The organism is Sphingomonas sp. CFBP 8765, from assembly GCF_014841445.1.
Classification (GTDB): domain Bacteria; phylum Pseudomonadota; class Alphaproteobacteria; order Sphingomonadales; family Sphingomonadaceae; genus Sphingomonas; species Sphingomonas aerolata.
The window spans coordinates 634850-647296 of the sequence record NZ_JACYTY010000001.1 but is presented as its reverse complement, the minus strand read 5'-3'; the positions used below and the strand labels follow the sequence as shown (position 1 = coordinate 647296).

The 12447-nt window shown below is 67.2% G+C and carries 18 protein-coding genes and 1 tRNA gene; 12 read left to right on the top strand and 7 right to left on the bottom strand.

Going from position 1 to position 12447, the window contains the following annotated elements:
* From IFT87_RS03145 to IFT87_RS20980, 3 genes are read left to right on the top strand one after another with little or no spacing between them, the layout of a single operon-like run.
* A complete protein-coding gene (locus IFT87_RS03145; RefSeq protein ID WP_249403164.1) occupies positions 1-357 on the top strand; it encodes a GPW/gp25 family protein in 357 nt (118 codons plus the stop codon).
* 14 nt (positions 358-371) lie between these two features.
* Positions 372-1550: a phage tail sheath subtilisin-like domain-containing protein gene (locus tag IFT87_RS03140; RefSeq protein ID WP_192007446.1), complete on the top strand. Its 1179-nt coding sequence runs from the start codon at positions 372-374 to the stop codon at positions 1548-1550.
* Between the two features lie 32 nt (positions 1551-1582).
* On the top strand, positions 1583-3052 hold the full coding sequence (locus tag IFT87_RS20980) for a phage major tail tube protein (protein ID WP_192007444.1): 1470 nt from the start codon (positions 1583-1585) through the stop codon (positions 3050-3052).
* A 297-nt stretch (positions 3053-3349) separates the two neighbouring features.
* Here the strand turns inward: IFT87_RS20980 and IFT87_RS03130 are convergent, their stop codons facing one another.
* Positions 3350-4006 carry an XRE family transcriptional regulator gene (locus tag IFT87_RS03130; RefSeq protein ID WP_192007442.1) on the bottom strand — a complete coding sequence of 219 codons (657 nt, stop codon included), beginning with the start codon at positions 4004-4006 and terminating at the stop codon, positions 3350-3352.
* A gap of 83 nt (positions 4007-4089) precedes the next feature.
* On the opposite strand from IFT87_RS03130, the gene IFT87_RS03125 reads away from it, so the two are divergent.
* The 9 genes from IFT87_RS03125 (at position 4090) to IFT87_RS03085 (ending at position 8102) form a co-directional block, all read left to right on the top strand.
* Positions 4090-4389, top strand: coding sequence for a transcriptional regulator (locus tag IFT87_RS03125; protein WP_192007441.1), 300 nt, complete (start codon positions 4090-4092; stop codon positions 4387-4389).
* Entirely contained in the window at positions 4386-4880 is a 495-nt protein-coding gene (locus IFT87_RS03120) for a hypothetical protein (protein WP_192007439.1), read from the top strand. Before IFT87_RS03125 ends, IFT87_RS03120 begins: the two co-directional genes overlap by 4 nt.
* The gene (locus IFT87_RS03115; protein ID WP_192007437.1) at positions 4877-5215 is read left to right on the top strand and encodes an ogr/Delta-like zinc finger family protein; all 339 of its coding nucleotides are present in this window, start codon (positions 4877-4879) and stop codon (positions 5213-5215) included. The genes IFT87_RS03120 and IFT87_RS03115 overlap by 4 nt, the downstream gene beginning before the upstream one ends.
* 113 nt (positions 5216-5328) lie before the next feature.
* Positions 5329-5766, top strand: coding sequence for a hypothetical protein (locus IFT87_RS03110; protein WP_192007435.1), 438 nt, complete (start codon positions 5329-5331; stop codon positions 5764-5766).
* Positions 5763-5921, top strand: coding sequence for a hypothetical protein (locus IFT87_RS03105; protein WP_192007433.1), 159 nt, complete (start codon positions 5763-5765; stop codon positions 5919-5921). The genes IFT87_RS03110 and IFT87_RS03105 overlap by 4 nt, the downstream gene beginning before the upstream one ends.
* Complete coding sequence (locus tag IFT87_RS03100) at positions 5918-6196, top strand: hypothetical protein (protein WP_192007431.1); 279 nt, start codon at positions 5918-5920, stop codon at positions 6194-6196. Before IFT87_RS03105 ends, IFT87_RS03100 begins: the two co-directional genes overlap by 4 nt.
* Before the next feature lie 29 nt (positions 6197-6225).
* Positions 6226-6468, top strand: a complete 243-nt coding sequence (locus IFT87_RS03095) for a DUF2312 domain-containing protein (protein ID WP_197975133.1) — start codon at positions 6226-6228, stop codon at positions 6466-6468.
* Positions 6469-6828: 360 nt separating this feature from the next.
* On the top strand, positions 6829-6999 hold the full coding sequence (locus tag IFT87_RS03090; RefSeq protein ID WP_192007427.1) for a hypothetical protein: 171 nt from the start codon (positions 6829-6831) through the stop codon (positions 6997-6999).
* Positions 6996-8102 carry a tyrosine-type recombinase/integrase gene (locus tag IFT87_RS03085; protein ID WP_192007425.1) on the top strand — a complete coding sequence of 369 codons (1107 nt, stop codon included), beginning with the start codon at positions 6996-6998 and terminating at the stop codon, positions 8100-8102. The genes IFT87_RS03090 and IFT87_RS03085 overlap by 4 nt, the downstream gene beginning before the upstream one ends.
* Positions 8103-8106: 4 nt before the next feature.
* On the opposite strand, the gene IFT87_RS03080 is transcribed toward IFT87_RS03085, so the two are convergent.
* The 6 genes from IFT87_RS03080 to IFT87_RS03055 form a co-directional block, all read right to left on the bottom strand.
* Positions 8107-8183: transfer RNA gene (locus tag IFT87_RS03080), tRNA-Arg, on the bottom strand.
* A gap of 23 nt (positions 8184-8206) precedes the next feature.
* The gene (gene nth, locus IFT87_RS03075; RefSeq protein ID WP_031441705.1) at positions 8207-8896 is read right to left on the bottom strand and encodes an endonuclease III; all 690 of its coding nucleotides are present in this window, start codon (positions 8894-8896) and stop codon (positions 8207-8209) included.
* 4 nt (positions 8897-8900) lie between these two features.
* Positions 8901-9629, bottom strand: coding sequence for a 4-hydroxy-tetrahydrodipicolinate reductase (gene dapB, locus IFT87_RS03070; protein ID WP_056405144.1), 729 nt, complete (start codon positions 9627-9629; stop codon positions 8901-8903).
* A 101-nt stretch (positions 9630-9730) separates the two neighbouring features.
* Positions 9731-10519, bottom strand: coding sequence for a nucleotidyltransferase family protein (locus IFT87_RS03065; protein ID WP_192007423.1), 789 nt, complete (start codon positions 10517-10519; stop codon positions 9731-9733).
* Complete coding sequence (locus tag IFT87_RS03060) at positions 10516-11409, bottom strand: hypothetical protein (protein WP_192007421.1); 894 nt, start codon at positions 11407-11409, stop codon at positions 10516-10518. The genes IFT87_RS03065 and IFT87_RS03060 overlap by 4 nt, the downstream gene beginning before the upstream one ends.
* The gene (locus tag IFT87_RS03055) at positions 11406-12443 is read right to left on the bottom strand and encodes a diacylglycerol/lipid kinase family protein (RefSeq protein WP_056405148.1); all 1038 of its coding nucleotides are present in this window, start codon (positions 12441-12443) and stop codon (positions 11406-11408) included. Before IFT87_RS03055 ends, IFT87_RS03060 begins: the two co-directional genes overlap by 4 nt.
* Positions 12444-12447 lie beyond the last annotated feature (4 nt).

Below are 12447 nucleotides of genomic sequence, written 5' to 3'. Positions count from 1 at the left end.
ATGAGCGCCGTCACCGGCAAGCCGCTCGAAGGGCTCGATCATCTGCGCGAGTCTATCGCGGACATACTGTCGACGCCGATCGGCTCGCGCGTCGGCCGGCGCGAATACGGCTCGCTGCTCCCGGATCTGATCGACCAGGCGATGAACCCCGCGGGGCGCATGCGTCTACTCGCAGCGACCGCGCTCGCGCTGCTGCGCTGGGAGCCGCGCATCGTGCTGACCAACGTCGCAATTCAGCAAGTCGGCGAGGCGCTCTTCGCGCTCGTCCTTGACGTCCGCCGCACCGACGTCCCTGCGGTCGCCGCGCGGACCCGTCTCTCCATCCCGCTTGCCGGCGCGCTGCCGGCGTTCGCCTAAAAGGATCTGTTCGCATGGCCTATCAGCATGGCATTACCGTCACCGAAGTTACCGAGGGCGCGCGCGCATTGGTCGAGACGGCCACCGCCGTCATTGGCATGGTCGCGACTGCCACCGCGCCGGCGGGTGCCGCAACTGCAGCGCTGGACGCAGCTTTCCCGCTCAATCGCCCCGTGCTCGTCACCGATATCGATGCCGCGATCGGCATTGCCGGCACGGGCGGCACGCTGCGCCTCGCGCTGCAGGCGATTGCCGACCAGGTCCGCACGCCCGTCGTCATCGTGCGCGTTGCCGCCGGCGCCGATGCCGCCGCGACCAACACCGCGGTGATCGGCGGAACGGTAAACGGCATGAAGACCGGCATGCAGGCGCTGCTTGCGGCCGAGGCGCAGCTCGGCATCAAGCCGCGGATCCTCGGCTGCCCCGGGCTCGACACGCTCCCCGTCACGACCGCACTAATCGTCGTTGCGCAGAAACTGCGCGCGATGGCCTATGCCGCGGCGATCGGCGCCGACATTGCGGCTGCGATCGACTACCGCGCCGGCTTCGACGCGCGCGAGCTGATGCTCGTCTGCCCCGACTTCGTCGCCTTCGACACGCTCGCCGGCGCCAACGCCACCAGCTTTGCGGCCGCCCGTGCGCTCGGCATGCGCGCGCGGATAGACCGCGACGAAGGCTGGCACAAGACGCTGTCGAACGTGCCCGTCGTCGGCGTGCTCGGGCTCACCAAGGATGTCCAGTTCGACGTACAGGATCCCGCCTGCGAGGCGAACTTGCTGAACGCCAAGCAGGTTACCGCGCTGATCCGCAGCGGCGGAGGCTTTCGCTTCTGGGGATCGCGCACGACCGCTGACCCGACCTCGCCCTTCACGTTCGAGTCCGCGACGCGCACCGCGCAGATCCTCATGGATACGATTGCGGGGGGCATGATGTGGGCGATCGACAAGCCACTGCGCCCAAGCCTCGTCAAGGACATCGTCGAGACGATCAACGGCACGCTGCGCGGCATGAAGAGCGCCGGGCAGATCCTTGGCGGCAGCGCCTGGTTCGATGCCGACAAGAACACCGCCGCGACGCTCAAGACCGGCAAGGTCGTCATCGATTACGACTACACGCCGGTCCCGCCGCTCGAAAACCTGCTGCTGACCCAGCGCATCACCGACAGCTATCTCGCCGACTTCGCCGTCGCCTGATCGCCCTTTTTCCCGACTGACAGGAGCCGAGCATGGCACTCCCCCGCAAGCTGAAGAACCAGAATTTGTTCAACGAAGGCCGCAGCTATCTGGGCGAAGTGCCCTCGGTGACGCTGCCCAAACTCACCCGCAAGCTCGAGGAATATCGGGGTGGCGGGATGGACGGCACCGTCAAGCTCGACATGGGCGCCGAGGCGATGGAGCTGGAATTCAGCGCCGGCGGTCCGCTGCGCGACGTGCTGCTACAGAGCGGGTCGCCGACGATCGGCGGAATCTTCCTACGCTTCGCCGGTCAGTATCAGAACGACGCGACCGGCACCTCCGACGCGGTTGAGGTGACCGTGCGCGGCCGCCACGAAGAGATCGACATGGGCGAGCAGAAGGTCGGCGAAGGCGGCGAGTTCAAGGTCAAGATGGCGCTCGTCTATTACCGGCTCGAATGGAACGGCGTGACGCTAATCGAGATCGACGTGCTCAACATGGTCCACCTCGTCGGGGGCATCGATCGCCTCCCCGACTTCAAGGTCACGCTCGACGGCACCGACCTGACCGACCGGATCCGGCCCCGCCTCATTACGCTGCGGCTGAGCGAGCGTCGTGGCGGCGACGCCGACCAGCTCGAGATCACGCTCGACGATTCGGACGGCCGGCTGGCGATGCCGCGCGAGGGCGCGACGCTGAGCGTGCAGCTCGGCTGGTTGGCCGGATTCGGCGTGACGGTCGGCCTGGTCGACAAGGGCAAGTTCACCGTCGACGAGGTCGAGCATAGCGGCCCGCCCGACCAGATCACGATCCGTGCCCGAGCAGCCGACTTCACCAGCGCGATTGCCACGCGTCGCGAGAAGAGCTGGCACGACACGACGCTCGGCGCGATCGTCACCGAGATTGCCGGGCGTAACCGGCTGGTACCGCGTTGCGCGCCCGCGCTGGCGGCGATCGCGGTCAAGGCGATGGCACAGACCCGCGAGAGCGACATTGCGCTGCTGCGCCGGCTGGGGCGCGAGCATGACGCGGTGGCAACGGTGAAGGGCGGCGCATTGATCCTTTCGCCTACCGGCGCCGCGACAACGGCAACCGGCACGGCGATCCCGGCAATCACGATCCGCCGCGGCGACGGCGATCGTCACAGCTTCCGGATCCGCAAACGCGAAGAAGCGGGCAGCGTTTCGGCCGATTGGCATGATCGCAAGGGCGCGAAGAAGAAGACCGTGACGGTCGGCACCGGCGCCGGCGAGGTCAAGCGTCTGGCGCGGACCTATCCCAGCGAGGACGCTGCCCGCCGCGCAGCGGCTGCCGAGCAGGGCCGCGCCGCACGCGAGCCTCGCTCTTTGGATCTGGGCCTCGCGCTGGGGCGGCTAGAGATCTACCCGGAGCGGCCCATCATCATTCAGGGGTTCAAAGCGGATATTGACGCGGCAAAATGGCTGGTCGCGGACGTCTCGCACGAATTGATTGCGGATCGCGGATTTACCACTGCCCTGACATTAGAAAATGCCGGGTGATAGATCGACATCCTTCGCTCGCTGCTGCTGAGCAAATTAAGATCCCATAGAACGCTGAAACATATCGCGGTAATAGCGAAGTCGGGCATTTTGAGCGTCGGCTGCGTTCATGCGGATCAAGATCGGCCGCTGCCACGGCTTGCGACTATCGGCCATATATAACGTCCCGTTCATCGATGAATCGGCGCAGCTTAGAATGCGCTAGCAATTAATCAATATTCAAGTGTTGTAAATTTATGAATACGGACAAGCAGTATTTATAAGCAACTGGCTGATAGCGGCCTTAAGTTGCACCCATCAAACTCGTTTTACGACTCTCGTAATGCGACCAATAATATTGATTTCATCAGGATGCGCCGAGTCATCCGAGACTTCAGAACTATCTGACATGATAATCACTTTATCGCCGCGAATACGAAGACGCTTTATCATCGCCATATCGCCAATCGTAAACGCCCAGATCAGATCCTGATCGCCCACACGCCGTTCCGACCGGTCTATGAGCACCATATCATTGTCGTTGATCGTGGGCGCCATGGAGTCGCCCTTGCCCCGCGCCCACGCCAAGTGCGTTGCCGCACTATGGGTCAACTGATCTACCCAAGCTTTTGGAAAATGAACCATTTCAACGCCGATTTGACCGTCGGCGAAAGTCGCTCCCATGCCGTAAGCCATATCGACCATTGCGATTGGCACTAAATCCAGATGCGCTGCAACTTCGCTTTCGGTCGGCGCTGGAAGGGCCCCCTCACTCGCGTCGTCAGTTTCGCCCGTCAGATATGCCGTCGTCGTACGTAACTCCCGAGCGATCTCGTGTAGGCTCTTCGATCCCGTCTTATTTCGGTTGATCAGCGCGTAGATTGCGGGCTGCGATAGCCCTACGCGGCGGGCAAGCTCGGACTGTGAAAGTCCGAGCATTTTCATCCGAGCGCTGACGCGTTCTCCTAAAGTCATCCGCTCATCCTATAGCGACAGTTATAGCGCACCATCTAAATGCAGCTATTGACTGATCCATAAATGCAGTTATAGATGCATTTATGGATGACACAAAGACCCCGTTTGAAGCGCTAGAGGCCGCGGTAGCCCGTGTCGGCTCGCAAACGGGTCTTGCCCGTATTTGCGGCGTATCGCAGCCAGCTGTGTGGAAGTGGCTAAAGACCAGCAAGCGCTTGCCGCCTGAACATTGTATCGCAGTTGAGGCTCAGACTGGTGTGTCGCGTCATAATCTCCGCCCCGATATCTATCCACTTGAGCCCACGTCTAATGGCGTACCGGATCAGATTCGAAATATCTCGTGCGATCGCACCGGCATTTCGCACCGAATGGTTCGCGCATGACTACCATCCGCACCCCCCGCACTTTCGCGAACGCCATGACACGCGTCGCGGCTTCGCTCTCTTTTGAGACGTGCCGGAAGATCGCTCACCGGTCCAACCGGACGGTGCGCTACTGGTCGGAAGAACGCTCGAAAAAGCGACCGACGATCGAGCAGGCGTTGCAATTCGACATCGCCTACCGGCTGGCCGGTGGCGAGGGTGCCCCGTTTCTGGACACCTACATGCACAAGCTCGACGTTGCCGTGGAGGCTGCGATCGCCTGCAGCGATGCGCTTGCCGGGGATTTCGCAACCTTCGCGCGTGAGTCCGGCGAAGCCGTCGCCGCCGGGTTTGCCGTAACGCTTTCAAACGCCTCCGAGCGCGACATCATCCGTGCCGTCGGCGAGGTCGAGGAGGCCGAGAGCGCGCTAACCGCGATCCGCCGTCGGCTCGCCAGCATCGCAAGGCTCGGCGCGCGATCGAACACAGCGCCAGTCCGGGGAACACAATGACGATCTCGAAACCTACCAAGCATCGCATTCCCGGCATCGCCTGCCCGCATTGCAGCGGGCCGGCGGGGATCCGCAACAGCGCGGCGTTGACCACGATGGTGCGGCATATCCGCTATCGCTGCGAGAACGACACCTGCGGGCATGTGTTCGTCGCCGAGCTGCAGGTCATCCGCACGATCGTGCCGAGTGCCTGCCCCAACCCGGACATCCGCCTCCCTTTTTCCAACCCGAACATTTGCGGGAGCCGACCGACGCCGGCGAATGACGATAACCGCACCCCGGCCAATGACGACGTCGTGACGTCGCCCGCCGCGATCACGCCCGCCCCGGGCTGATCGCGCGCGGCAGCGCCGCACTCCACCTCCCACACCGTATCCCACCGACCCACCGCCCCGCCGGAAGCCCGTGCTTCCGGTGACGCCAAAGCCTTGCCTCAAAGGATCGAGCCATGCTCCACGTCACTCCGTCGACCGGTCGCTCCGTGCCGCTTGCCGCCGCGCAGGTCGCCCCGCTCACGCCCGCCGCATACCTCCGCCTCCGCCGGGCCGCGGCAGGCCTATCGGTCTCTGACGCCGCCAGACGGATCGCACCGAACAACCAGGCCGACGCCGCCAGACTGATCCGGCAGCTGGAAACCGACGGCACTGCGGCTCGCTATGTCGAGACGATCCACGGTCTGCGCGACGCCTACCCACTCGACGTCGACGTGTACCTGCAGCTGCGCGATGCGCCTGCCGATGCGCGTCCGCGGATCTGTGTCGGTTGCGGGTGCAGCCACTGGGATCCGTGCGGTTTGCCTGATGATGCCGGCAGCTGTGCCTGGACGAACGAAACGACCTGCACAGGCTGCAGCGGCGAGGCCTTTCCGATCACGGTGTACCAGTGAGCATCGTCGCCAACGCGTCGGGTACGCGTCAGGTCTCTCGCCGCATGCGTCGTCGCCGTGCCGCCAAACTCACGCTACTGATCGCGTTCGCCTTTGTCTGGATCCCCGTCGCGATCGTCATGGTCATCGCGGGCATGCCGGATCGCCGCGCATGATCGTGCCGCACCTCATCCACGGTGCCGGCATCGGTTTGCTTGTCGGGGGCGGCGCGACGGCGCTCGGCGTCATCACCGCCAGCCTGATCCCGCAATGGCCCCGCATCGTCCGGCTCGCGCTCGGCAATGTCGAACCCGTGCAGCGAGTGTCGGACGCCATTCCACACCGCGGGACCGATGGCGGCCCCCGTCAGCCAAGCCAGCCAGGGCATCCGCCCACGTTTCCGCGCGCCCTCTGCCCCCTCCACACTTCACAAAAAGGTTCGATCGCATGACCCAGACCACCGCAGACCGGAACGAAGGCATGGGCGGCGGTCACGTCGCGGCCGACGAGCTGCGCCTTCTGATCGAACGCGCCGAGCGCCTCGAGGAGGAGAAGAAGGGGATCAGCGACGACATCAAGGACGTGATGGCCGAGGCGAAGGGTCGCGGTTACGACCCCAAGGCGATCCGCAAGATCCTGTCGATCCGCAAGAAGAAGCGGGAGGAGTATCAGGAAGAGGAGGCCATCCTCGAGGTCTACCTCCAGGCACTGGGGATGCTGTGATGGCCGCCCCCGCCGTTGCCTCCCTTTCGCTGCGCTCGCGGGTCGTCCTCGTCATCGCCGCCAGCTTCTTCGCGTGGATCCTGACGCTGGCGGCAGCCGCTGCCGCGGTGCTGCCATGATCCGCCAGCTGACCAAAGCCGAGCGGGGGAGCGTCCGGCACCATGCCCGCCGTCAGTGGCGTACAATCCTGGTGCCGTTCGCGTTAATAGATGTGCAAGATATTGGCCGCTCAGTCGTCTGTATGCGCCGACTTGAAACCCGGTGGAGTGATCGGCAACGCCGCCGACTCTGGCGCCTTCCTGTCGCACAACTCGCCCGGCGTCCGATGGCGCCAAACCAACTAATTGACGGGGCCGACGCATGAGTGCGCGAGCGTTGATCAAGCAGGCTGATCTTACCCGGGTGCTTCGCGCAGCCGAGAAGGTCGGCATTCCCGTGCGGGTCGAGATCGAACCCGGCCGGATCATAGTCACGACCGGGGCAGGGGGCGTCCCCGCCGGTGCGAACAGCCTGGACGAGATGTTCGCATGAAGCGGCGCTGGCTTCCGAAGCACGTCAGCACGTTCCGCGACCGGCATGGCAAGGCCCATTATCGCTACCGCCGGACGGGCTTCGTCACCTATTATTTCAAGAACGAGCCGGGGACCGACGCGTTTCTGGCCGAGCTTCGCGCGTGCAACGAAGGCGTCAGCGCGCCCGCGATCGAGGCCGGCGCCAACCGCGCCGCCGTCGGCACGTTCGACGACCTGCTGTCCCGCTATTACCGTTCGCCCGACTTTCTCGATCCGGGCGAGCGCACACGCGTCGTCTATCGCGGCACGCTCGAGCGCTGGCGCTCGCGGACCCGCAAGGGGCGGCGATACGGCGAGATCATGGTGCGCGAGCTGCAGCCGCGTCACGTCGAGGCGATGCTCGCCGAGCTGCTGCCGCATCGGACGTCGGCGAACATGCTTCGCAAGCGGCTTTCCGCGCTGATGAAGTTCGCCATGCGCATCGGCATGGCCGGATCGAACCCGGTCATCGTCACGCGGCCCTTCAAGGTTAGCGGTGGCGGATTCCACAGCTGGACCGAGGAAGAGATCGCCGCCTACGAACGGCGCCACGCGATCGGCACGGTCGCCCGGCTGGCGTTCGATCTGATGATCTGGACCGGCCAGCGCGGCGGTGATGCCCGCAAGATGGGTCCCGCCAGCGTTCGCGACACCCGGCTCGAACTGACGCAGGAAAAGACGAAGGTCTTCGTGTCGCTGCCGATCATGCCCGGCCTGGCAGAGTCGATCCTCGCGACGCCGACGGTCGGCGCGTTCTTCGTCGTCACCGAGTTCGGAAAGCAGTTCTCGGTGAAGGGCTTCGGCAACAAGTTCCGCCAGTGGTGCGACGAGGCTGGCCTGCCGAACTGCTCGGCACACGGGCTGCGCAAAGCCGCCGCGCGCCGCTTCGCCGAGGCCGGCTGCTCGAATCAGGAGATCAAGGCGTGGACCGGTCACACGACCGACAGCGAGGTCGCGCGGTACACCGCCGCAGCCGATCAGCGCACGCTTTCAGACACCGCCGCGGACAAGCTTTTGGCTAACCTTGCGGAAAGGTTAGCCAAAGATGCCGCTAAGGCATTGAAATCAGGAGAGAAAAAGTGAAGTTTGGTGCACCCGACTGGATTCGAACCAGTGGCCTCTGCCTTCGGAGGGCAGCGCTCTATCCAGCTGAGCTACGGGTGCCTGAGGCGTGCGCGTAGCAAAGCCTAGTCGGGTGCGCCAGCCATTTTCTTGGCCGCGCCGATCTTGGCGGCGACCTTGGGCGGCGGGGTCTTGGGCTTGAACGCGCACAGGTCCGCGACGAGGCAGCGCCAGCATTCGGGGGTGCGCGCTTTGCAGACATAGCGGCCGTGCAGGATCAGCCAGTGATGCGCGTGGAGGCGGAAGGGCTGGGGGGTGGCCGCGTCGAGCTTCAGCTCGACCGCGAGCGGGGTCTTGCCGCGCGCGAGGCCGGTGCGGTTGCCGACGCGGAAGATGTGCGTGTCGACCGCGAAGGTCTCCGCGCCGAACGCGACGTTGAGCACGACATTGGCGGTCTTGCGGCCGACGCCGGGCAGGCGTTCGAGCGCGGCGCGGTCGTTCGGGACGACGCCGTCATGCTCGTCGACGAGCATCTGCGACAGCGCGATGACGTTCTTGGCCTTGGTGTTGTACAGGCCGATCGTCTTGATGTGCTCCTTCAGCGCGTCGAGCCCGAGCGCGAGCATCGCCTGCGGCGTGTCGGCGATGCGGAACAGCGCGCGCGTCGCCTTGTTGACGCCGATGTCGGTCGCCTGTGCGGACAAGGCGACCGCGACGACGAGCGTGTAGGGATTGACGAATTCGAGCTCGGTCTCGGGATGCGGATCGGCCTCGGCGAGCCGCGCATAGAAGTCGACGACGTCGGCCTTCTTCACTGGCTCACAGCCCCAGCACGTCGCCCATCCGGTAGCGGCCGGCGGGCTGGTCGGCGAGCCAGAGCGCCGCGCGCACCGCACCGCGTGCGAAGATGCTGCGATCGTCGCCGCGGTGGTTGAGCTCGATCCGCTCGCCTTCGCCCGCGAAGATCACGCTGTGGTCGCCGATCACCGACCCGCCGCGCAGCGACGCGAAACCGATCGTCCCCTCGCTGCGTGCGCCGACCAGCCCGGCGCGGCTGTCGACGCGCAGTTCTGCAAGCGTCGAATCGCGCCCGCGCGCGGCGGCCTCGCCGAGCAGCAGCGCGGTGCCCGACGGCGCGTCGACCTTGTGCCGGTGATGCATCTCGACGATCTCGACGTCCCAGTCGGGGCCGAGCCGCGCCGCGGCCTCGCGTACCAGGATGCCGAGCAGCGTGACGCCGAGCGAGGTGTTGCCGGTCTGGAGGATCGCGATGTCGGCAGCCGCCGCGTCGATCAGCGACTGGTGCTGCGGGGTCAGGCCGGTCGTGCCGATGACGAGCGCGGTGCCCGCCGCGCGCGCGGCGGCGAGATGCGCCTCGATCGCCGAGGGGGTCGAGAAGTCGACCAGCACGTCGGCGGCGGCCGCGAGCGGGCTGGGGTCGTCGCCCGCATCGACGCCGCCCGCGAGCGTCGCGCCCGCGGTCTCGATCGCGTCGGTGATCGCGCGGCCCATCCGGCCGGCGCTGCCATAAATGCCGATCGCGGTCATGCGGGCCCGGGGGGCGGACGGAGGCGAGGTCGGTGCAATCATGCGCGCGCTTTCGCACGAAGCGGGGGGTCGCGAATAGACCCCAAATCCGCGCGATAGCGTTATCGCGGGACGGGCGGGACGGGCGGGACGGGCGGGAGCGACCGGACGAGGTCGAGATCGGCGGGCTTGTCGACATCGACCGCGGCCAGCCCGTACGGCGTCGCGACCGCTGCCGCGACCAGCCCCGCCTTGCGCCCGAGATGCGCGATCGCATCGCCGAGCGTCAGCCGGCCCAGCGCATAGCGCAGCAACAGCCCCGGGCCGAGCCGGCGGACGATCCGCCACGGCCGCTTGCGATCCGCCTCGACCTGCCGCCACAGATCGATCGCGGCGATCGACCTGGGGGTAGCGAAGCGGAACAGGTTGCACCCCGACCAGCCGCCATCGGCGAAGCGGAGATAGGTGCGTCGCGTCCCCGGCGCCGCCGCCTCGACCACATCGCGTCGCGCGAGCAGCACCGCGACATCGGCGTCGGCGGGGATGTCGGACTGGAACCGCGTGATCCATTCGGGCCGAAGCAGCGCATGATCCGCGGTGGTCACGAGCAGCGGGGTGCCAAGCGCGGCGATCCCGTCGCCGACGCTCAGACTCGGGCCGCTCGCGGCGTCGAGCACCCGCAGCCCCAGCGCGACCGCATGATCGCGCACCGCGGCGTCCGATACCGATACCGCGATCACGCCCGCGCCCGCCTGTCGCAGTGCGTCCGCGACCCGCGCGAGCAAGGTCCGTCCCTCGAGCAGGATCAGCGCCTTGTGCGCGACGCCCGCATAGGCCGCGAGCGGATCGACGCCACCGCGCGACCCGGCGAGGATCAGCGCGTTGAACGGGGTAGGCACGGCGTCCGTCATGCCGCCTGCCGCGCGCGCCAGACGCGCCACAGCACGCCGGGCGCGGCAAGGATCGGATGCCGCTCGGCCCAGGGCGACAGCGGCACGGCGATCCCGGTATGCCGCTCGATCTTCCACGCGCCGTAACGGGCGGCGCCGTCGAAGGTGAAGGCGGCGCGCATCAGCCGGGCGATGTTGATCGGCTTGCCCGCGCGCCGTCGCAGCCGCCACGCGCGCAGCACCGCGGCGCGGCGTGCGGGCGGCAGGGCAGGGCGCAGCGCCTCGCCCTCGGCCGTCACGGCGATCCCGTCCGCCGCCCAGGCGAGCGGGAGCAGCCGGTCATAGCGGTCGGGGTCGAAGCCGATGATCTGATCCTCGCGCCCGCCCTTTTCGACGCGGAATTCGGCGGCATAGGTCTGGCGGAACAGCGCCCGCCAATAGTCGCGCGGGGTGCCCGTCTCGGGGCCGAGCGCGGCGGCGAACCGGGCGGCGGAACGTGCGGCGGCGGCGATCGCCTCAGCGATCCGCGCGGTCGTCGCCTCGTCGCGCGACCACACCAGCGCACAGGGCTGCACGAACCGCGTCCAGATCGTGGTGTCGAGCGTCCCCGCGTCCGCCGCCTTGGCGAAGGTCGACAGCCGCATCGTCGCGATCTTCGCGCGCAGCGTCTCGCCCGCCTCGTCGAACTCGCGGTAGCTGACGGTCGGCCAGATGCCGCGTTCGGGCGGACCCGCAGTGAGCACGTAGAAGTCGAGCACGCCCTCGGTCGCCCCGGTCCGCAGGTTCGAGCCGTAGAACAGGATGCCGATCGCGCCGGGCGTCGCCGCGAGCGCCTCGGCGACACGCCGCACCGCAGGGATCACCGGGGCGGCGAGCTGGTCGCGGACGAGCGCGCCGAGCGTCGCGCTCACGGGACGACGAAGCTGATCGGCGCCGCTTGGCGGATCGTCAGCGCGCCGCCCGGATAGACTTCGCCGTCGAGGATGAAGCCCGCCTCCATCGTCACGTCGAGCGCGGGCGTGTCGATCCGGTGATAGCCCGCCCGGTCGAGCCATTTGGCCGGCGAGCCCGCGACGATCAGCGGTGCGGCGGCGGCGAGCCAGCGCGGCGGCGCATCGACCAGCAGCGTCTTCAGCCCGTCGCGCGCGGCGCCGAACGGCTGGACGCCCAGCGGCATCCGCGTCAGCGTCGAGGCGAGCAGGATGTAGCGATGCGTGTCGGTGTCCGCGACCCGGCCGGCATCGGCGGCGGCATCGTAGCGGACGTGCATCCGGTTGCCCGCGCGCCACATCCCCGATGCGCGCCCGAACAGCGTCTGGACGATCGCCCAGCTCAGCGCGACGCCGACCGCGAAGCCCTTGAACGCGCCCGCGCGGTGCGCGCGCTGCGCCAGCCCGGTCGCCTCGACGAACGCGCCCGCGCCGAACAGGAATCCGCGGAGTTTCTGGCCGGTGCCGGCGCGTTCGACCTCGACCGGGCGACGGACGATGCTCGCGCCGTCGCGCGCCGCGGCGAGCGCCTGGTCGAGCGTCCAGTGATCGGGGATGCCGAGATCGAGTGCGAGCGCGTTGGTCTTGCCCGACGGCACGATCGCGACCCGCGGCATCGCGCCCGTCCACACCGTCGCCGCCGCGGTCAGCACGTCGCGGATCGTGCCGTCGCCGCCGTCGATCACCAGCAGCTCGATCCCGTGCTGCGCGAAATCGGTCAGCACCTCGGCTAGTTCGGCCTGGGTCCGCGGCGTGACCGCGAGCACCGTGCCCGACACGAACGGCCGCGTCGCCTCGACGCTGCTGCGATTCCGGTGGCTCTTGGGGTTGCAGATGATCCCGGTGCGGATCTGCGACGCAGCACTGCGCGCGGTCACGTCCGGTGCCGCGCCGCGTCTGGCCGCTGGAAACGGCACGCCATCAAAGGCCTGGAAATTGGAAACGGCGTCGCTCACACTC

Bases quoted from the DNA above. Each gene is read 5' to 3' on its own strand.
- IFT87_RS03145 (WP_249403164.1), top strand. From the start codon at position 1: ATGAGCGCCGTCACCGGCAAGCCGCTCGAAGGGCTCGATCATCTGCGC.
- IFT87_RS03140 (WP_192007446.1), top strand. From the start codon at position 372: ATGGCCTATCAGCATGGCATTACCGTCACCGAAGTTACCGAGGGCGCG.
- IFT87_RS20980 (WP_192007444.1), top strand. From the start codon at position 1,583: ATGGCACTCCCCCGCAAGCTGAAGAACCAGAATTTGTTCAACGAAGGC.
- IFT87_RS03130 (WP_192007442.1), bottom strand. From the start codon at position 4,006: ATGACTTTAGGAGAACGCGTCAGCGCTCGGATGAAAATGCTCGGACTT.
- IFT87_RS03125 (WP_192007441.1), top strand. From the start codon at position 4,090: ATGGATGACACAAAGACCCCGTTTGAAGCGCTAGAGGCCGCGGTAGCC.
- IFT87_RS03120 (WP_192007439.1), top strand. From the start codon at position 4,386: ATGACTACCATCCGCACCCCCCGCACTTTCGCGAACGCCATGACACGC.
- IFT87_RS03115 (WP_192007437.1), top strand. From the start codon at position 4,877: ATGACGATCTCGAAACCTACCAAGCATCGCATTCCCGGCATCGCCTGC.
- IFT87_RS03110 (WP_192007435.1), top strand. From the start codon at position 5,329: ATGCTCCACGTCACTCCGTCGACCGGTCGCTCCGTGCCGCTTGCCGCC.
- IFT87_RS03100 (WP_192007431.1), top strand. From the start codon at position 5,918: ATGATCGTGCCGCACCTCATCCACGGTGCCGGCATCGGTTTGCTTGTC.
- IFT87_RS03095 (WP_197975133.1), top strand. From the start codon at position 6,226: ATGGGCGGCGGTCACGTCGCGGCCGACGAGCTGCGCCTTCTGATCGAA.
- IFT87_RS03090 (WP_192007427.1), top strand. From the start codon at position 6,829: ATGAGTGCGCGAGCGTTGATCAAGCAGGCTGATCTTACCCGGGTGCTT.
- IFT87_RS03085 (WP_192007425.1), top strand. From the start codon at position 6,996: ATGAAGCGGCGCTGGCTTCCGAAGCACGTCAGCACGTTCCGCGACCGG.
- dapB (WP_056405144.1), bottom strand. From the start codon at position 9,629: ATGACCGCGATCGGCATTTATGGCAGCGCCGGCCGGATGGGCCGCGCG.
- IFT87_RS03065 (WP_192007423.1), bottom strand. From the start codon at position 10,519: ATGACGGACGCCGTGCCTACCCCGTTCAACGCGCTGATCCTCGCCGGG.